The sequence below is a fragment of the Bacteroides sp. An269 genome (assembly GCF_002159755.1).
GTDB classification, from domain to species: Bacteria; Bacteroidota; Bacteroidia; order Bacteroidales; family Bacteroidaceae; genus Phocaeicola; species Phocaeicola intestinalis.
The window spans coordinates 1-19,372 of sequence record NZ_NFJG01000088.1; the positions used below are offsets into that span (position 1 = coordinate 1).

18 protein-coding genes are annotated in these 19,372 nt (G+C 46.5%); 11 read left to right on the plus strand and 7 right to left on the minus strand.

Annotated features, from left to right (window positions below; genetic code table 11):
• Nucleotides 1-136: 136 nt before the first annotated feature.
• Complete coding sequence (locus B5F71_RS14190) at nt 137-832, minus strand: NigD-like protein (RefSeq protein ID WP_087211511.1); 696 nt, start codon at nt 830-832, stop codon at nt 137-139.
• A 238-nt stretch (nt 833-1,070) separates the two neighbouring features.
• Nucleotides 1,071-1,382: a nitrous oxide-stimulated promoter family protein gene (locus B5F71_RS14195; RefSeq protein ID WP_087211475.1), complete on the minus strand. Its 312-nt coding sequence runs from the start codon at nt 1,380-1,382 to the stop codon at nt 1,071-1,073.
• Between the two features lie 232 nt (nt 1,383-1,614).
• Between B5F71_RS14195 and pfkA the strand changes: the two genes are divergently transcribed.
• Nucleotides 1,615-2,595 carry a 6-phosphofructokinase gene (pfkA, locus tag B5F71_RS14200; RefSeq protein ID WP_013619179.1) on the plus strand — a complete coding sequence of 327 codons (981 nt, stop codon included), beginning with the start codon at nt 1,615-1,617 and terminating at the stop codon, nt 2,593-2,595.
• 91 nt (nt 2,596-2,686) lie between these two features.
• On the opposite strand, the gene B5F71_RS14205 is transcribed toward pfkA, so the two are convergent.
• On the minus strand, nt 2,687-3,340 hold the full coding sequence (locus tag B5F71_RS14205) for an HAD family hydrolase (RefSeq protein ID WP_022039722.1): 654 nt from the start codon (nt 3,338-3,340) through the stop codon (nt 2,687-2,689).
• Between the two features lie 153 nt (nt 3,341-3,493).
• Between B5F71_RS14205 and B5F71_RS14210 the strand changes: the two genes are divergently transcribed.
• The 5 genes from B5F71_RS14210 (at nt 3,494) to B5F71_RS14230 (ending at nt 8,807) form a co-directional block, all read left to right on the plus strand.
• Nucleotides 3,494-3,694, plus strand: coding sequence for a type II toxin-antitoxin system HicB family antitoxin (locus B5F71_RS14210; RefSeq protein WP_022039723.1), 201 nt, complete (start codon nt 3,494-3,496; stop codon nt 3,692-3,694).
• 76 nt (nt 3,695-3,770) lie between these two features.
• Entirely contained in the window at nt 3,771-4,580 is an 810-nt protein-coding gene (locus B5F71_RS14215) for a UDP-2,3-diacylglucosamine diphosphatase (protein ID WP_087211515.1), read from the plus strand.
• On the plus strand, nt 4,577-5,695 hold the full coding sequence (locus B5F71_RS14220) for a glycosyltransferase family protein (RefSeq protein WP_087211478.1): 1,119 nt from the start codon (nt 4,577-4,579) through the stop codon (nt 5,693-5,695). The genes B5F71_RS14215 and B5F71_RS14220 overlap by 4 nt, the downstream gene beginning before the upstream one ends.
• Before the next feature lie 110 nt (nt 5,696-5,805).
• Complete coding sequence (locus tag B5F71_RS14225) at nt 5,806-7,872, plus strand: RNA degradosome polyphosphate kinase (RefSeq protein ID WP_087211481.1); 2,067 nt, start codon at nt 5,806-5,808, stop codon at nt 7,870-7,872.
• Complete coding sequence (locus tag B5F71_RS14230; protein ID WP_087211484.1) at nt 7,869-8,807, plus strand: exopolyphosphatase; 939 nt, start codon at nt 7,869-7,871, stop codon at nt 8,805-8,807. The genes B5F71_RS14225 and B5F71_RS14230 overlap by 4 nt, the downstream gene beginning before the upstream one ends.
• A gap of 89 nt (nt 8,808-8,896) precedes the next feature.
• On the opposite strand, the gene B5F71_RS14235 is transcribed toward B5F71_RS14230, so the two are convergent.
• Together B5F71_RS14235 and B5F71_RS14240 are read right to left on the minus strand one after the other, a co-directional pair.
• Nucleotides 8,897-10,459 carry a M56 family metallopeptidase gene (locus B5F71_RS14235; RefSeq protein ID WP_087211488.1) on the minus strand — a complete coding sequence of 521 codons (1,563 nt, stop codon included), beginning with the start codon at nt 10,457-10,459 and terminating at the stop codon, nt 8,897-8,899.
• A gap of 291 nt (nt 10,460-10,750) precedes the next feature.
• Nucleotides 10,751-11,110 (minus strand): BlaI/MecI/CopY family transcriptional regulator, encoded by a 360-nt coding sequence (locus B5F71_RS14240; RefSeq protein ID WP_087211492.1) that lies wholly within the window; start codon nt 11,108-11,110, stop codon nt 10,751-10,753.
• A 608-nt stretch (nt 11,111-11,718) separates the two neighbouring features.
• On the opposite strand from B5F71_RS14240, the gene B5F71_RS14245 reads away from it, so the two are divergent.
• From B5F71_RS14245 to B5F71_RS14265, 5 genes are all read left to right on the plus strand, one after another.
• On the plus strand, nt 11,719-13,260 hold the full coding sequence (locus B5F71_RS14245; RefSeq protein ID WP_087211494.1) for a glycosyl hydrolase family 28 protein: 1,542 nt from the start codon (nt 11,719-11,721) through the stop codon (nt 13,258-13,260).
• A gap of 54 nt (nt 13,261-13,314) precedes the next feature.
• Complete coding sequence (locus B5F71_RS14250; RefSeq protein ID WP_087211497.1) at nt 13,315-14,241, plus strand: TIGR01212 family radical SAM protein; 927 nt, start codon at nt 13,315-13,317, stop codon at nt 14,239-14,241.
• Between the two features lie 48 nt (nt 14,242-14,289).
• Entirely contained in the window at nt 14,290-15,471 is a 1,182-nt protein-coding gene (locus tag B5F71_RS14255) for an FprA family A-type flavoprotein (RefSeq protein ID WP_087211500.1), read from the plus strand.
• Nucleotides 15,472-15,577: 106 nt separating this feature from the next.
• Nucleotides 15,578-16,189 carry an L-threonylcarbamoyladenylate synthase gene (locus B5F71_RS14260; RefSeq protein ID WP_022039732.1) on the plus strand — a complete coding sequence of 204 codons (612 nt, stop codon included), beginning with the start codon at nt 15,578-15,580 and terminating at the stop codon, nt 16,187-16,189.
• 96 nt (nt 16,190-16,285) lie between these two features.
• Nucleotides 16,286-17,161, plus strand: coding sequence for a mechanosensitive ion channel domain-containing protein (locus tag B5F71_RS14265; RefSeq protein ID WP_022039733.1), 876 nt, complete (start codon nt 16,286-16,288; stop codon nt 17,159-17,161).
• Between the two features lie 71 nt (nt 17,162-17,232).
• Here the strand turns inward: B5F71_RS14265 and B5F71_RS14270 are convergent, their stop codons facing one another.
• Both B5F71_RS14270 and B5F71_RS14275 read right to left on the minus strand, forming a co-directional pair.
• The gene (locus B5F71_RS14270; RefSeq protein ID WP_143269911.1) at nt 17,233-18,480 is read right to left on the minus strand and encodes a DUF5074 domain-containing protein; all 1,248 of its coding nucleotides are present in this window, start codon (nt 18,478-18,480) and stop codon (nt 17,233-17,235) included.
• A gap of 155 nt (nt 18,481-18,635) precedes the next feature.
• Nucleotides 18,636-19,241 carry a DUF5074 domain-containing protein gene (locus B5F71_RS14275; protein ID WP_343285807.1) on the minus strand — a complete coding sequence of 202 codons (606 nt, stop codon included), beginning with the start codon at nt 19,239-19,241 and terminating at the stop codon, nt 18,636-18,638.
• Between the last annotated feature and the right edge of the window lie 131 nt (nt 19,242-19,372).

Genomic DNA, 19,372 nt, shown 5'->3' on the forward strand with positions numbered 1-19,372 from the left:
CGGATGACCCGAAGCCCGGCTTCCACCGCCTTCCTCCGCCCTTTCCGCTACGCTCCAAGGACGGAGGAAGGCGGTGGCGGAGTTGCACTTCTAACTTGACGGTGGGGAATGGGGGACTTCCTTACCCTCTTTGTCTTTATTCTTCCCGTGAGCGATAATCGAATTCAGTCGACTTCTCGCCGCTATATGATTGCCAGATCAGTTTCAGTTTGACGGTATTGCCTTGGGTGTCGGGCAGTGCATCGAGTCTGAATGCCACCATTCCGTCTCCTTGTTCTCCGTAAGTGTCCCCATATGCATTGTGGCGTAGTTCCACTTCATACGGGTTTTCTGGATTATTTGTCGGCAGGAGGCTGACCATGTGTTTGGTTCCACCGTTGCCGAATACCGTCCTGAAATGTAGTGTGAGGTATCCGTCTTCGGCAATGTTCACCCAATCGCGTACGATTTCGATAGGGTCGGTGCCGTACACCGAGTCATTTTTTTCTCCCAGATCGGTTGCCATTGGTTTGGTCAAGACACTGTCCATCCAATAGACTGTGACGGCTTGGTCGTATTTGCCGGCAGATTCTTCCGAAAAATCAAAGTTCATCAGTGCTCTTACTTCCTTGTCGCCGAATGGAGATGTAGCGATGTTGACCGGAAGTACGGTTGTGCTGTCGTCCAACTGCAGGTAGAATGTGCCGTCGGTATCTGTTTTGGCAGTAACGATTGCACCGTTGTAGGCTGTGTAGTAATTGTCATCATCGTCCAGGCACGATGAAAAAGCGAGTGTGCTGCCCATTGCTGTGGCTAGCAGTAACGTCCTGGTCCATTTGTTCATTGCATTCATATTCGTAGGTTCTAATGTGTTACTTTTGTCTATGAAATGCAAGGTAAGCATAAATCATGCATCTTTAGATGTTAAAAATATTGAAACAAATAATGGGCACTTATTTAATGAATATTCTCATTTTTCCCAATAGCCATGTAAGGGCTGACTCCGTCCCTACATAGTACATGGGATGTTTGTAGGATTCATAAAAACTTATCCTAAATCATTGTACGACAAATTCAAAACAGTTACTTATTCAAAAAAGTTCTTTCCATAAATGCACAAGTGCGGAAACAGGGTGATAAAGTAACATCCTTGGTCCGGCATAACGCATGACGGTTCGCATCTGCCCGCGCATCCGAGGGCTGTAACAATGTATGGGGCATTGCTTGCAGGTGGGTTTCTGTTCGCCGTAGCGGCAATGCGAGAGGCGGGCATGGGCATATTCCAAAAGTGCCTGGCAGGCGGGGCAAAGCGTGGCGTTTCCTTCTTTATGGCGGCAATAGAGCTTGATCATTTGCGTTACTACGCGCTTCTCTCGTTCGATGTGTGAGGGGGTGCGGCTCATGGTTTTGATGATGGTTTCTTTGATTTGGTATCCGGAAAAGTGTGAATTTTGAAAAGCGAAGATAACGAAAAGCCCGGAAAGCTCAAAATGCTTTTGGGAAAGAGATGTGATTTTACGGCATTTTAAATATTTTATACTTACAGATTGCGCGTTTCGTTATGAATGTCTTACATTTGAGGTGCATTTCCGTAAGGGAAGGCATCAGATTTAACTAACTAACAGATAAGACGGTATGAAACAAATTAAATGTATTGGAATCTTGACTTCGGGAGGTGATGCTTCGGGCATGAATGCGGCTATCCGTGCGGTGACACGCAGCGCTATTTTCAACGGGTATACGGTGAAAGGCATTTACCGAGGTTATGAAGGTTTGATTCGGAATGAAATCAAGGAGTTTACCACGCAGGATGTAAGCAGCATTATCCAGCGTGGAGGTACGATATTGAAAACGGCACGTTCGAAGGACTTCATGACTCCGGAAGGCCGTAAGGTGGCGTATGATAACATGGTGGCGGCAGGCATTGATGCGTTGATTGTCATCGGCGGGAACGGTTCGTTGACGGGTGCGCTGACTTTTGCGCAAGAGTTTAATGTGCCGTGTATCGGTTTGCCCGGAACGATTGACAATGACTTGTACGGAACCGACTCGACCATCGGTTATGACACGGCACTGAATACCATCGTGGAATGTGTGGACAAGATACGTGACACCGCGACTTCGCACGACCGCATCTTCTTTGTGGAAGTAATGGGGCGTGACGCCGGATTCCTTGCCCAGAACAGTGCGATAGCTTCGGGAGCCGAAGCTGCCATTATCCCGGAAGACCAGACCGACGTAGACCAGCTGGAGCAGTTTATCGGGCGCGGCTTCCGCAAGTCGAAGAACAGCAGTATCGTGATTGTGTCCGAATCGCCTAAGGACGGAGGAGCCATGCACTATGCCGAGCGTGTGAAGAAAGAATATCCGCAATACGACGTGCGTGTCACCATTCTGGGGCACTTGCAGCGGGGAGGTTCTCCGAGCGCGTATGACCGTATTTTGGCAAGCCGCCTGGGGGTAGGTGCTATCGAGGCGCTGAAAGAAGACCAGCGGAACGTGATGATAGGTATCCGCAATGATAAGGTGGTGTATGTGCCTTTCTCGGAAGCCATCAAGAAAGACAAGCCGCTCGACAAGTCGCTTATCCAGGTGCTTGACGAGTTGTCTATTTAAGCTTTTAGGGACTAGGAACCAGTTGACTAGGTACTAGGTTTTAAATAGTTTTACTAAGGTATTCAGAACCTAGTCCCTAGCCAACTGGTTCCTAGTTACCTAAAAAAGACAGCAATTCTTCGGGTGTATCGGCGATGAATGCCGGATGGTAGGCTTCCAGTTCGGTGCGCGGACGGAACCCCCAACTTACACCAATGGTTTCTGTTCCGGCATTGATGCCCGTCTGCATGTCTACGCCTGAATCTCCGATGTAAGCTGTGTCTTGAGGAGATACTCCTGCAGCCTGCATGATTTCGAATACTACGGCAGGGTCGGGCTTGGCCGGCACGCCTTCCCGTTGTCCGAAAATACGGACAAAAGAGAGGGTAGGGAAGTATTGGGTGATAAGCTTGGTGGTGGCTTCCTGGTATTTGTTCGATGCTACGGCAAGCTGGCATCCTTTAGCCTGGAGAGTTTCCAATACGTGTGTGATTCCTGCGTATGGCAGGCTCAGGTCGGCATTGTGCTTATTATAATAAGGTATAAAAACGGAACGGATTTTCATGATATTCGTTTCGTTTCGTTCTGTTTCGGGTAAAGCCCGTTCGAAAAGTTTGTTGATGCCGTTGCCTACGAAGAACCGGTAAGCGTCTGTCTCGTGAATGGGATAACCATAAGTGGCAAGTGCATGGTTAGTGGCTCCAGCCAGGTCGGCTATGGTGTCGAGTAAAGTGCCGTCAAGGTCGAATATAATCAGTTTTTTCATTTCCATGTCATTTTTTGTGTTTCTGCCTGCAAAGATACGATAATTGGCAGAAAAAATGGCATGTCTTCATCGGATAAACAGAAAAGTAACATCATATACATCATATTGTAATATGAAAAGGAGACTTTTGGGAAGTTTAAAAAAATGACGATTATGAATATAGGTACTCCTTTTTCTGAAAATTATGTGTTGGAATGCACAGCCGATGGCGGTTATTATGCTTATCTGTCAGACTATGACCAATGCTGTGCTTACGGCGAGACAGAAGATGACGCGCTTGAAAATCTGATGGAAGTGGCCGAAGAATATTTCCGGGAAATATCCTTGATATACACGCTGGAAGATGTAAGTTGATAAATTATTTTAGTTTTATCTTTTGGATTGTAATAAAAAAGTACTTTCTTTGTATTGATTTAAATCGGACTATATGATGAACATAAGACCTCATTACCGTACGGTAGTGCTTTCGGATATCCATTTGGGTACTTCTCATTCGAAAGTGAATCAGGTGAGTGATTTTTTGAGTGCGGTAGATTGCGACCGTCTTATCCTGAACGGCGATATTATCGATGGCTGGAGTCTGCAGAAGTCGGGTGTGCGGAAATGGAAAGCCGAACATACGCGTTTTTTCAAGATTCTGATGAAGATGATGGAGAATTGGGGGACGGAGATTGTATATGTGAGGGGCAATCACGATGATTTTCTGGAGAGTCTTATCCCCTTGCAGTTTGCCAACCTGACCCTTGTGAAAGACTATGTGCTGGAAAGCAACGGCAAGCATTATTTCGTAACCCATGGGGATGTGTTCGACAAAGTGACATCGGGGATGAAATGGCTGGCGAAGCTGGGTGACATCGGCTATACCTTGTTGCTGGAGATGAACAGTCTTTACAATAAGTACCGCATCAGGCGGGGTAAGCCTTATTACTCGTTGTCGCAGGCTATCAAGCAAAAAGTCAAGCAGGCCGTGAATTATATATCCGATTTCGAAACGGTGCTGGTGGATTTTGCACGCAACCGGAAATGCGATGGGGTGATTTGCGGGCATATTCACCATCCGGAGAACCGAATGATAGATGGCATCCATTACCTGAATTCGGGCGACTGGGTAGAGACGATGTCTGCCTTGACCGAAGACAAGGAAGGCAATTGGAATGTGGTTTATTACACGGAGATGGTTAAACAGAAGGAAATGGAAGAAAAAAAGTCCGTATTATCAATTATACCTGTAGCATCATGAGAGTATTATTCGTAGTCCAAGGAGAGGGAAGGGGACACTTGACCCAAGCGATTTCGCTGGAAAAACTGTTACGTGAGAACGGCCACGATGTGGTGGAAGTGCTGGTAGGCAAGAGTGAGTCACGCCGTTTGCCGGGGTTTTTCATTCGGAACATTCAGGCACCTATCAAACATATTATCAGCCCCAATTTTCTGCCTACGCGCGCCAACAGGCGTGCCAATCTGAGCCGGAGTTTTATGTACAGCTTGCTGAAATTGCCCGAATACTATGAAAGTATGTGCTACGTCAACCGACGTATCCGTGAAACGGGAGCCGACCTGGTCATCAATTTTTACGAACTGATGACGGGGCTTACTTATTTCTTCTTCCGCCCGTCTGTTCCGATGGTATGTATCGGACATCAGTATCTGTTCCTGCATAAGGATTTCCGGATGCCGAGAAAGAACCGGTGCAGTTCGTTTCTGATGAACCTCTTCACTCGTCTCACTTCGTTAGGTGCATCGCGCAGGCTGGCACTTTCGTTTCGTGCGATGAAAGACGATGAGAAGCATCGTATCAGCATCATTCCTCCCCTGTTGCGTCAGGAAGTGTTCGAGCAGGAGCCGGTGAAAGGCGATTATATTCACGGGTATATGGTCAATTCTGGATTTTCTGATTATGTGCGCCGCTGGCACGAAGAACATCCTCAGGTACCTTTGCGCTTCTTTTGGGACCATTGGGAAGAAGAACCGGTGAAAAAGATAGACGAAACCTTGTCGTTTTATCAGTTGGACGACCGGGAGTTCCTGCGCCAGATGGCAGGTTGCAAGGCATACGCCAGTACGGCAGGTTTCGAGTCGATATGCGAGGCGATGTATCTGGGTAAGCCTATCCTGATGGTACCGGCACATATCGAGCAGGAGTGCAATGCGTACGATGCCACTTTGGACGGAAGTGGGATTGTAGACGAAGGATTCAACTTGGACAAGCTGTTGGCATTTGCCGGGACTTACCAGCCTGACCCGACGTTCGGGACATGGGTGCGCTCTTCGCGTTACATCATCCTGAACGAATTGGAAAAACATATCTCGCACGATTACATGCAAGGAATGTATATGGTGGAGGAGTATGTGTGAGGACTTGTCGCCTTTTTTTTTGAGCTGATTAGAATTATTTAGGGATTCTTTTTGGTTTTGCAATCGTAATGTAACAAGAATTGTCTTTCTTTGCAGAAAAATGTTTAGTTATGTTACAGAAGAAAAAGAAGTTCCCCTATTTGGATCGGGATATTAGTTGGATGTTCTTTAATCGGCGTATTCTGCAGGAAGCATGCCGTCCGCATGTGCCTTTGTTGGAGCGTATGTCTTTCTTAGGCATTTATTCGAATAATCTGGATGAGTTTTTCCGTGTGCGCATGGCTTCGCAGAGCCGGATAGCCGAATGTGCGGATAAGTCGGCGGCTTCGGAAAGCGAACATGCTAAGAAACTTATCAAGCAGATATCCCGCCTCAATTCGCGTTATGTGAAGGAGTATGGCGAAGCTGTGGTAGGCATTACCGAAGAGTTGCGCAAAGAAAATATCTTCCTGCTTTCCGATACCGAAATATCTCCCGAACAGAAGGCATTCATATATTCTTTTTATAAGTCGAAGTTGAGCGGCCAGGTTATTCCGATTTGGTTTTCGGAGGTGCGTTCGCTCGATTTCGGAAACGATGAAAACATTTACCTCGCCGTAAAGGTGAGCAAAGAGGAAAGCACACGGGTGGCAGATTATGCATTCCTGGAACTGCCGGTAAGCGTATGCGGGCGGTTTGTCCGTCTTCCAAACGAAGGCGAGAAGCGTTATCTGATGTATTTGGACGATGTGATCCGGTGCTGCCTCCCTCTGGTGTTCGAGGGATTGGGATATACTCATTTCGAGGCTTATACTTACAAGTTTACCCGTGATGCGGAAATGGAAATCGACAACGATGCCAATAGCGGTACCTTGCAGAAGATATTGAAAGGGGTGAAGAGCCGTAAGCACGGCGAGCCTTTGCGTGTGCTTTACGATAGCAGTATGCCGAAGGACCTGCTGAAACGCGTGCTGAAAAAACTGGATGTGGACAAGAACGATACGGTGATGGCAAGCGGACGTTATCAGAACCATAAGGATTTTATGCGTTTTCCCGATTGCGACCGTGCCGACCTGAAATATCCCGCATGGCCTTGTATCTTGCGTAAGAGCCTGGACGGTCCGGATAGCCTGCTTCAGAAAATACAGAAGAAAGACCGTTTTATCCATGTGCCTTATCATAGCTTTGATTCGTTTATCCGTGTGTTGCAGGAAGCTGCCGTAAGCAAGCAGGTGACCAGTGTAAAGATTACCCTTTACCGTCTGGCAAAAGAGTCGAAAGTGGTAAAGGCGTTGATAGCTGCCGCACGCAACGGAAAGAAGGTGACCGTAGTCATCGAGTTGCTGGCACGCTTTGACGAGGCTTCCAATGTCAACTGGTCGAAGAAGATGCAGGATGCGGGTATCCGCGTTATTTTTGGTGTGGAGGGCTTGAAAGTGCATTCCAAGATTACCCACATCGGGATGAAGACCGGTCCGGACATCGCTTGCATCAGCACCGGAAACTTCCACGAGGGTAACGCCCGTATGTACACCGATTGTATGTTGATGACGGCTTCGCCCAGGCTGGTGAAGGACGTGAATGCCGTATTCGACTTTATCGAGCGTCCGTATGCTCCAATTAAGTTCAAGGAATTGCTGGTTTCGCCCAATGAGATGAAAAACAAGTTCATCGCTTTGATTCGTGATGAAATCAAGAACAAGAAAGCGGGAAAGCCGGCTTATATCAAAATCAAGGTCAATCACATTACCGACCCTATGATGGTGGACAAACTGTATGAAGCTTCTCAAGCCGGTGTAGATATCGATTTGGTGGTGCGGGGCAATTGCTCGCTGGTCACCGATGTGCCCGGAGTGAGTGATCATATACGAATTAACGCAATTATTGACCGTTATTTGGAACATTCTCGTATCTTTGTATTCGCTGCGGGCGGTACGGAGAAAGTGTTCATCGGCTCGGCCGACTGGATGCCCCGTAACCTGGATAATCGGGTAGAAGTGGTGACACCTGTTTACGACCCCGATATCAAAGAGGAAATGAAGCGTATCGTGGAGTATGGACTGAAGGATACGCTTCAGGGACGTATTGTCGATGGTACGGGCGATAATGAGTTTCACGCCATTGTCGACGAACAACCTTTCCGTTCGCAAGAAGCATTGTATAATTACTATGTAGCTAAAAACGAGAAAGAAGAATGACAGAGATGAATTATGCGGCAATCGACATCGGTTCGAATGCCGCCCGTTTGCTGGTGAAACGGATTGAAGAAAATGAAGGACAGGCGAAGTTCACGAAGGAATTGCTGCTGCGTGTGCCTCTCCGCCTGGGTTTTGATGTGTTCGGCAAGGGAAAGATTTCGGAAAAGCGTGAAAAGAACATGATGCGCCTGATGAAATCGTATGCCTATCTGATGAAGATTTACGATGTGCAGAAGTACCGCGCGTGTGCCACTTCGGCGATGCGCGATGCCAAGAACGGTATGGACATCATCAAGGAAATCGAGAAGAAAACCGGTATTCACATTGAGATTATCGGCGGACAGGAAGAGGCGCAAATCGTCTATAACAACCACATTGAATATATGAAAGACCGCACGGGCAATTACCTGTATGTGGATGTAGGAGGCGGCTCTACCGAAATCAACCTGCTTTCGCAAGGCGAACTGAAGTGCAGCCGTTCGTACAACATCGGTACCGTGCGTTTGCTGAACAAGGCGGTAAAGGAAAGCGAGTGGACGCGCCTGAAAGAGGATATGGCGGAACTTGCCCGCCAATATCCCGATACCAACATCATCGGTTCGGGAGGAAACATCAACAAGCTTTACCGGCTAGCGGAGAAGAAAGACAAGAAAGCCCAGCGGATGACGGTAGAAACCCTGCGTGGCTTGTACGACGAATTGAGTGTCTTGTCGGTGGAAGAGCGTATGGATAAGTTTAGCCTGAAGCCCGACCGTGCAGATGTTATCGTGCCTGCAGGCAACATCTTCCTGACCATAGCCGATATCTTAGGCTCCTCATATATCTATGTGCCAACCATTGGTCTTGCCGACGGTATCATCGATGGACTTTATGCCGGAAGCAAGGAAGAGCGCGAACACGGGAAATCATTGAAGTCGCTCGATGCGGAAAAATGAGGCTTTTTTTAATGAAGAATGAAGAATTAAGAATGAAGAATTTTCATCCAGCGTGATGAGTTCTTCATTCTTAATTCTTCATTCTTCATTTAATGCTTTTTAATCGTAATCAGCATTACGCCGTTCTTACCTTTTTCCCCGTAGGGAGCAATCTTTTCAGGGTCTTTTATGATTTCTACTTTTTCAACTGTATTCGGGTCAATCGTGAACAAGTCTTTTGTAGGGAATTCTTTCCCATCAACGAGAATCAATACACCTTGCGGTTCAAAAGAAATTATCGTGCTATCGCTTGCTGCACCTTCCTTATCCAGCTTGAACATTACCGGAACCGTATAGAGGGTCGCTACGGCTTTCCCGTTCTGCATGCCCGGTTCCCATTTGGGCATACCCGAAAGTACCCGCACGGCTTCGGCATCGAGGCTGGGGCTTACGCCACGCACGATATTCACGTCTCCGATGCTTCCGTCTTTCTTTACCGTAAAACGGGCGATGACCCTTCCTTCCGTCTTCTGCTGCTTGGCGTCTTCAGGATAGCGCAGGTTTGTGCTGATATACTCCATCAATGCTTTCATGCCGCCCGGGAATTGGGGCATCTGTTCTACCGCCGTATAAGGTTCTTCCTCATTGTCCGGATTGTTTTTGTCCCCCACGATGACTATCGTTTGGGGCTTTCCTTTAAGTGTATCGGTTTTTTCGATACTTTCACTTGTTACGGCATCGGATATTGCCGGAAATTCCGTAACTTTGACACGTGAAATCTCATTCAGCGGTTTCGAGATTTCGGGACGGGCAAAAGCGGCTACAGCTACTGCAGCCAGCGGAAGTACGTAGAGGTACTTGGCGCGTGCCCACGGGTTCGATTTTTTTCTCATCATCATAGTGATACGTTTTTTAAGTGAACTGTGATTTAAGCTGTTGGCGAGAGAGTAGAGCCTTGAGCCAACGGCTTTCTTTATTAATAACAATTGATATTCCTTGGCGTTGACGCCGGATGCCAGTACGGCTTCGTCGGCTTCGTATTCGTGGATGTTCTGCAATTCTTGCTTCACCAGCCATGCCGCCGGATTGAACCATTGCACAACGATGCACGCTTGGGCAAGCAGCAGGTCCCACGAGTGCCGGAGGCGGATGTGGGCTTGCTCGTGTGCCACTATCGCCCTGTTGTCTTCTTGCAGGTCTGTGTCCGGCATCACGATGTAATGCATCCAGCTGAACGGGGCGATTTTCCCCGGATAACGTACCAGGATGCTCCCGTCTGCCAGCCTTTCTTTCCGGTTCCTGCGGATGACGGTACATATCCGCCCGATTCCGATAAGGCTCTTGATGCAGCAGCAGAAAGCTCCTATCAGGTAAATGCTTACCATTGCTTCTTGCCATCCGAACCGGGAAACCGTTTCCGCGGCTTCTGTTCCTGCACGAAGTTCAGCCAGCATCAGCAGGCTTTCCAAGTCCGATACGGTCTGGTTCAATGCCGTAGGTTCGCTGATGGCAATCTTTACCGCAGGCAGGAGGCACGACAAGACCAATATGCCAAGCAATGCCAGCCGGTTGAACCGATGAAACGTTTCCTTGCTCAGCAATACCTTATAAAAAAGGTAGAACAAAGCCAGGCAGACCGATGCTTTCAGTATATAGATAAAAAATAGTCCCATATCTTTTTGAGTTTTTAAGTTTTTGAGTTCTTAAGTTTTTAAGTATGTCCGCAGATAGCCAATGTAGGGGCGTATCGCATACGCCCTGAAAAACATCCACGTGGATTAGTTGATGCATTCGGGCGTATGCGATACGCCCCTACAGGCAATTTGGCAAAATGAGGACATTCATATTGAGTTTTTAAGTTTGTTGGTTTTTAAGTTCTTGAGTTTATCTTTTAGTAATTCAATAACTCCAAACTGACAAACTAAAAAACTCAAAAACTAAAAAACTCAAAAACTAACACAACCTTATTTCCCTTCCTCCACTTGCTTGATAAGCTCTTTCAGCTCCTCTATCGAAATCTCCTCTTCCTTTACCAGCGAAGAGACCACTCCCAGGTAGGAATTGTTGAAATACTTGCTGATGACGCTTTTCAGCGTCCCGCACTTGAACTCGTCTTTCGACACGGCGGCACGGTATTGGTACGTATTGCCGAATGCCGTATGCGCCAGATAGCCTTTCTCTTCCAATCCGCGCACAATGGTGGAAAGCGTATTGAAGTGCGGACGCGGCTCGGGATAGAACTCCAGCAGCTGCTTGACGAACAAAGGACCTTTCTCCCAGAAAAATCCCATTACTTCTTCTTCTTTTGCGGTCAGTCTTTTCATGCTATTTCTGTTTGTTTTCCGCAAAGTAACTAAAAGTTTTAGTTATTCAACTAATCTTTATAGTTAATAATGGTGAACAGTGGCGAAAGTCTGTGGAGGAAATAGAAAAAAGCATATTTGCGGAAAGCGTATGTTGTAATGCCAATGCTTTTGCGGTAATATAGCAATTTATATCAGTAAGTTTTATGGTTTCCAATTCAAAACCGTACGTTCTCGATATGGAAACCGTACGTTCTTGATATGGAAACCGTACGGTTTTGATATGGAAACCATAAAATCTATTTATTTGAATGCATAAAAGAAGCAGTGCTTAAAAGCAAATACAGGCTTGTCTGTTTGATAAGTTGCCGTTTCGTTTATTTTTAATGAATTCCGCATTTTGTCCAATTGCTGTAGGGGCGTATCGCATACGCCCTAAAGACATTCGCGTGGATAGGTAGACGTATACGCCCTGAAGACATCCGTATGGATAAGTGGACGCATTCGGGCGTATGCGATACGCCCCTACATGGGATGTTTGAGGATATTCAATTTATTTTTTATTTATTGGGTAGGCTTGGAATGATGTTTTATTTTTATCTTTGCAAAACGAACTTAATAGACTGGCTATGAAATATAAACTCATCTTTTTTGCGGCTTGTTTCTTGTATGCTTTATCGGGCATGGCAGGCGTTATGGAGCTTGACGTGACCCGTCATGGAGCCGTAGGCGACGGGAAGACATTGAACACCGGTAGCCTGCAAGGTGCCATTGACGGACTTCATGCCCGTGGAAGAGGGGTTTTGCGTTTCCCCGCAGGGCGTTATCTGACGGGAAGCTTGCGGCTGAAGTCGGGCGTGACGCTGTATCTGGAAGAGGGGGCTGTGCTGCTGGGGAGCACTTCGCCTTACGATTATCCGAAGTTCAGTACGGAAAAAGAACTGAAGGTGAACAATGACCATTTCGATCAGGCGTTGATTTATGCCGACGGGGCGGAGAATATCGGCATTACAGGAGGCGGATGTGTAGACGGGCAGGGAAGGGAACTGGCTCTGACCATTGATAGCCTGCACCATACGGGAGAGCTGGTCGACCCGCATTACAATACGTATCGCAAGCGTCCCAACACTCGTCCCAAGCTGTTGTTTATCAGAGATTGTCATAAGGTGCGCATACATCGTGCCAGCTTCCGGAGCAGTGCGGCATGGGGGCTTTCGTTCTCGTTGTGTACCGATGTGACGCTGGATAGCCTGCACATCGAAAACCGGGCGTATTGGAACAACGACGGCATAGACATCAGCGATTGCAAGGACGTGCGCATCGCCAATTGTGATGTAAATTCGGCGGACGACGGCATTTGCCTGAAGTCGCACAACCGGGATGCGTGCAACGACCGTGTGTCTATTGCCCATTGCCGGATTATCAGCAGTGCCAGCGCCATTAAGTTCGGGACTGAGTCGGGTGGAGGCTTCAAGAATGTGACGATAGACGATATCCGTGTCAAGGACACCTATCGTTCGGCTATTGCCATCGAGTCGGTAGACGGGGCGGAGATAGAGAACATCCGGGTGAGCAACATACATGCTGTCAATACAGGTAATGCCATTTTCATCCGCTTGGGGCACCGGTCGGGCGAGGCGCCGGGCTATGTGCGGAATGTAAGCATCCGCAACCTGTATGCCGAGATTCCTTTCGGGCGTCCGGATATCGATTACGACCTGCGCGGTCCTGCCTTGCCTTTCTTCCACAATCCTTTTCCTGCTTCCATTTCGGGCATACCGGGACATGACGTTGAGAATGTGACGTTGGAGAATATCGAAATCGTTTATCCGGGACGCGCGTCGAAAGGCATGGCGTATATCTCGTTGAGCCGGCTGGCGGATGTGCCCGAAAACGTAGAAGGCTATCCCGAGTTCAGTATGTTCGGGGAATTGCCGGCGTGGGGATTTTATGTGCGTCACGTGTCCGGCCTGACCCTAAAGGGCATTACGCTGCGTTTGCGCGAGGACGATTACCGTCCGGCTTTTGTGTTCGACCGTGTGAGCAGGCTGAACCTTTCGGATATCGTTTTGCCCGAAGACAAGCAGGCGGGGCAGGTGGTGTTGAGGCAGACCGGCTTGCAACGGAAAGAGGGAGTGCCCGAAAGATGGATTTTTTCAATTGACAATTAACAATTGATAATTGGAAAAACTTTATTATCTTTGCGCCCGAAAAATCAGTTCATTATGGACAGGCAATCACGTTACAAAGACTTTTCGGCTTTTCTAGCAGCACATTTTCCGTTCAAAGTGCAGAAGTTGTCGGTAAATGCAGGATTTACGTGTCCTAATCGTGATGGCACGAAGGGATACGGTGGTTGTACGTACTGCAATAACCAGACATTCAATCCCGCGTATTGCCGGACGGAAAAAACGATAGCCGTGCAGCTGGAGGAAGGGAAGCAGTTCTTTTCGCGCAAATATCCACAGATGAAATATTTGGCTTATTTTCAGGCATATACCAACACTTATGCCGGATTGGAGCAGCTGGTGCAGATGTACGAGGAAGCTTTGGCTGTGCCGGATGTGGTGGGATTGGTAATCGGGACGCGTCCGGATTGTATGCCGGAGGAATTGTTGGACTATCTGTCTGAATTGAATGAACGGACATTTTTGTTGGTTGAGTATGGGATAGAAAGTACAAACGATGTAATTTTGCAGCGTATCAATCGTGGACATACCTTTGCTTGTACCCAAGAAACTGTACGGCGTACAGCGGAAAGAGGGATACGGACAGGAGGTCATGTCATAGTAGGTCTTCCGGGAGAAGATGGAAAACAAGCACTGCTGGAGCAGACCAAGGCTTTGTCGCTGTTGCCGCTGACTACCTTGAAACTGCACCAGTTGCAGTTGATAAAAGGAACACGGATGGCATACGAGTATGAAAGAAATCCCAGCGATTTTCATTTGTATTCGGTCGATGAATACATCGATGTGGTGATAGATTATGTGGAACATCTGCGTCCAGACCTGGTGTTGGAGCGTTTCATTTCCCAATCTCCCAAAGAGCTGTTGCTTGCTCCCGACTGGGGATTGAAAAATCACGAGTTTACCGCCCGCTTGCAGAGACGTATGTGCGAGCGTGATGCTTGGCAAGGAAAATATTACATATAATAATAGGTAAAAAGGTTAAAGTTTAAAAGTCACTAATTTGAAACAATCATGAAACTGAAAGGGAATGTACATTATGTAGGTGTGAACGACCGCTCGAAAGCGTTGTTCGAAAATTTATGGCCATTACCATACGGAGTGTCTTATAACTCTTATTTGATAGCCGATGACGAGATGGTGGCATTGGTAGATACGGTTGATGTGGCTTTCTTCGAAGTATATCTGAAGAAAATCAAGTCGGTAATAGGTGACCGTAAAATCAATTACTTGATTATTAACCATATGGAGCCTGACCATTCTGGCTCTATCGCCTTGATCAAGCAATATTATCCCGATATCGTATTGGTAGGCAACAAGAAAACATTCGATATGGTGGAAGGTTTCTATGGTATTGGAGGCGACCGTTATGTAGTGGGGGAAGGTGATTTCCTGAAACTGGGACATCACAATTTGCGTTTCTACTTGATACCAATGGTACATTGGCCCGAGACGATGGTTACGTTCGATGAAACCGAAGGTATCTTGTTTTCGGGAGATGCGTTTGGTTGCTTTGGTGCATTGAACGGTGGCTGTATCGATAAGGATATCAATACCGAAATCTACGAAGGTGAGATGCGTCGGTATTACTCGAACATTGTCGGTAAATTCGGCAATCCGGTACAGAAGGCTTTGCAGAAATGCAAGGGACTTGATATTCAGATGATTTGTTCTACCCACGGACCGGTATGGACGGAGAAGATTCCGCAAGTAGTTGACTTGTATGACCGCCTGAGCCGGTACGAAGGCGAGGAAGGTGTGGTCATTGCATACGGAACGATGTATGGCAATACCGAAGAACTGGCGGAAACCATTGCCGAGGAACTGAGCGCACAGGGTATCAAGAACATCGTGATGCACAACGTATCGAAGACACCGCATTCGTATATTTTGGCAGATATTTTCCGCTACAAAGGTCTGATAGTGGGATGTACTACCTATAATATGCATCTTTATCCCGAAATGGAAGCTTTGCTCAGTAAGGTAGCTGCCCGCGAGATGAAGAACCGTGTGATGGGCTATTTCGGTTCGTATACCTGGGCAAGTGCAGCTGTAAAGAAACTTGCCGAATATGCCGAAAAGTTGAAGTTCGAAATTGTAGGCAATCCGGTTGAGATGAAGCAGAGCATGGGGCAGGACACCGCCCGTCAGGCGAAAGAACTGGCGAAGGCGATGGCAGAACGGCTGAAAGCGTAAATAATTAATAATTAATAGTTAATAATTAATAGCGGCATATGGTGCACCTCCAATTGCCAACTATTAATTATTAACTATTAAATTATTAATTATAAAATCGATGCCTATGATACAGAAACTGTACGACAAGCACAATGATCCCGATGTGTTGCAGCATATCGTGGATATCTTGAATGACGGAGGAATTATCATTTATCCTACCGACACGATGTATGCGATGGGATGCCACGCTTTGAAAGAACGTCCTATCGAAAAGATTTGCCGACTGAAGAACCTGAATCCGAAGAAGAACAACCTTTCTATCATTTGCTACGATTTAAGCAATATCAGCGAATATGCGCAAGTAGGGAATGCCACTTTTAAGCTGATGAAACGTAATCTTCCCGGTCCCTTTACCTTTATCTTAAAAGCTGACAGCCGTCTGCCCAAGATATTTCGCAACCGAAAAGAAGTGGGTATCCGTGTGCCCGATAATACTATCATCCGTGAAATTTGCCGTTTGCTTGAAGCTCCGATTCTGACCACTACCTTGCCTTTGCGGGAAGGTGAGGATATAGAATATATAACCGATCCTGAGTTGATTGATGAAAAATTCGGCGAAGAAGTCGATTTGATTATTGACGGAGGTATAGGAGGCATCGAACCTTCTACCGTCATTAATTGTTGTGAAGATATACCCGAAATTGTCCGCCAGGGAAAAGGTGAACTGGAGGTATAAGAAAGAAAATTGAATTCCGCAAAACATCCTATGTAGGGGCAATTAGGTGAAATGCGGACATTCATTAAAAGAAATGTGCAAATAAACGAAGTAATTATGGTATTATCAACTTTATTGAATGTGGTTTTGCTGGCTGCAGAATCGGGAACGAAATTAGTTAATGTAGAAGATTTGCTTGACAAACTGTTGAATTGGAGTATTGATGCGGGAAAAAGTATTTTGGCTGCCTTGATAATCTTCATTATAGGGCGTTTTGTCATCAAGCAGATTAATCGTCTGTTCCGGAAAATACTGGAACGGAGGAAGTTGGAAGTGAGCGTACGGACTTTTTTGGAAAGTCTGGTCAGTTTGTTGCTAAATATTGTACTTGCTTTTGCTGTTATCAGCAAGTTAGGAGTGGAAACTACCAGTCTGGCTGCTTTGCTGGCTTCGGCAGGTGTGGCTATTGGTATGGCATTATCAGGTAATCTGTCTAATTTTGCCGGTGGTCTGATAATTCTGGTGTTCAAGCCTTTTAAGGTGGGAGACTATATCGATGGCCCTGACGATGAAAGCGGCACCGTGAAAGAAATTCAGATATTCCATACAGTGTTGACCACTGTGGATAATCGGATTATTTATGTACCGAATGGATTATTGAGCAGTAATGCCATCACCAATTACAGTAAGCAGGAGACACGTCGTGCCGAATGGGTGTTCGGTGTAGAATATGGTGAAGATTTTGAGCGGGTAAAAGAAGTGCTTCAACGCATTATTGATAATGATCCGCGTATCTTAAAGACTCCGGCACCGATGATTGCTTTAGGGGCTTTGTCTGCAAGTAGTGTGGACATTAAGGTACGTGCATGGGCAAAAACGGCAGACTATTGGGATGTTTATTTCGATATGAACAAGACGGTATATGAAACCTTTAATAAGGAAGGTATCGGTTTCCCATTCCCACAATTGACCGTACATCAGGCGAAAGACTGATAGAGGCGAAACGATGATAAGCCAAGGGGCGAGGCTGTTTTTATAATCTTATCACAGCCTCGCCTTGTTTTTTACATGGGATAAATTCCTGTGGCGTAATGTGTGATATCGGAAATGCAGCGCGTAGCCTGCGGGCTGTCTGAGTTCAGGTCGTATATCAGGACATTAGACTGTGGAATGACATTTTCAAAGCATTCTGAATGTGTGGAGATGTAGAGTTTGCCGTTTTGTGCATCAATGGTCATACAGTCGAAACCATTGGCATTCGGGGCATCTTTCCGGATGTCGATGTACGGTTCTATTTTTCCGTTATCGGCTGACAGGCGTGAAATACGAGTTTCACTTTCCGGGAAGTAGATATTGTTTTTATACGAAAAAATACTTGACGAGGCGGTGTTGAAATAATCTGGTGAGATGGTTGTCCTGATTTCTGTTTCTTTTGCGATGTCCCATGATTCGAGGTCGATATAATAAAGGTAGGTTACGTTGTTTCCACGTGTGTATGTGGCTGCTATCAACGTACCATCGTCCAACAGGCATAGTCCACTGATGAGATTCCCCTTTCCCAAAGCCAACGTGCGGTTAATCTGGTTGCTGTCTTTGCTGAATTCTACCAGTTTTGTCTCCGACCAAAATCCGCCGGCTCCTGCATAGATATGGCCGTCAATAGCCATCATACCGTTGGGAGAGATAATGGATTCGATGGTAACACCTTGATTGCCTAAGGCATAGCTTCCTTCTATCAAATGCAGTTCATCGGTTGTACTGTCGAAACGATATGCAGCTTGTGTGTCTGTGATAAATACATTGTGTTCGTCCAATACGATGATGTTCGATAAATTGGCTTCTACTTCAAGGCGTTCGTTTTCTTGCAAGCAACCCTCCGGTCTGGCAAATGTCATCATTTCACGGGGATAGGCTTTTTCTTTTCTCATGGTTTCTGCATCGGCGATAATCAGGAGTCCGTCTCCTTGTGGGACTTCGTCAAGGTCCAGATAGTCGTCACACAAAATATAAAGTTTGTTACCATGACGGTAAAGGGCATCTGCCTGGTTGCCCAGTTCGGTTCCATTTACTTTTTTGTATACATTTGTTTCTACAGTACCATCAGGAGCAATGTAGGATAAAGAGCCGTTCTCTAGCATGCGTGCCCCTCCGTTCAGTATTAATATGCCGTTTGGTGAAGCATATCCTTCAAGGGCTGGTTGGGATATGCTGTCGGTAGGCTCAGATTCAGGATGGAGAGTTTTGATGTTGTCCGAGCTGCAGGCTGTAAAGCATAAGTAGCCTGCCAATAGGAAGAACGTTGTTTTTCTCATAAGATGTAATTTCTTTTTTATTTCAGTTAGTAATGTCAATCAGGAGTTAAGAAGGAGTTGGAAGAAGTTATCGTCCGCCAGGCGGACTGGAAGTTAGATGCCAATACCTTTTTGTCTCTTTGTGAATGCTATCATAGAACACAGAATGCACAAATCTATACTGCGCATGGTATAAAGAAGAAGCCTGCCGGGAAGCGGGTATAGTTTTCAAACTTGAACAGAGGAGTACCGGTGCTTCCTGCAAAGTCGAATACCCAAAGTTGATTGGTGGTATAGAACGGTCCCACTCCTTTCAGGGTATTGGCATATACATATCCTGTGGTGGGATTTACCCCTAGGCCATTGTACATTATTTGGGCTTTTTCATCCAGCAAAGACAAGTCTGTCAATATTTCATCTTGTGGTGTTTTGTTGTCTTGGTCTATGTCTGGACGGAAGTCAAGGCGATAAATAGTTGTTCCACTGGCATAATAAATTGTGTTGCCATGTGTGGCAAAGGCACATCCTGATGACCCGACTGACGGGACTTCGCTGATGTAATTTCGCTCCAGGTCTTCTTGAGTCGCAGGGTTGTACCGGTTCATGGAGATTTCACCTCCAAATTTAGTACTCATTATCCACAGGCAGTTGTCGGGAGCTGAAGCTATGCCTGTAATACCATATAACGAATAGAACGGTACTGAAATGTTTGTAATTTGGTCATTACCTGGAGTGATTTCGTAAAGTCCTGTCATGAAGTTTTGGTTGTAATAGGTGTACACCTTTCCATTGACAATGGCAAACGCCCACCGTCAAGTTAGAAGTGCAACTCCGCCACCGCCTTCCTCCGTCCTTGGAGCGTAGCGGAAAGGGCGGAGGAAGGCGGTGGAAGCCCGGAATCAGGGTCATCCGG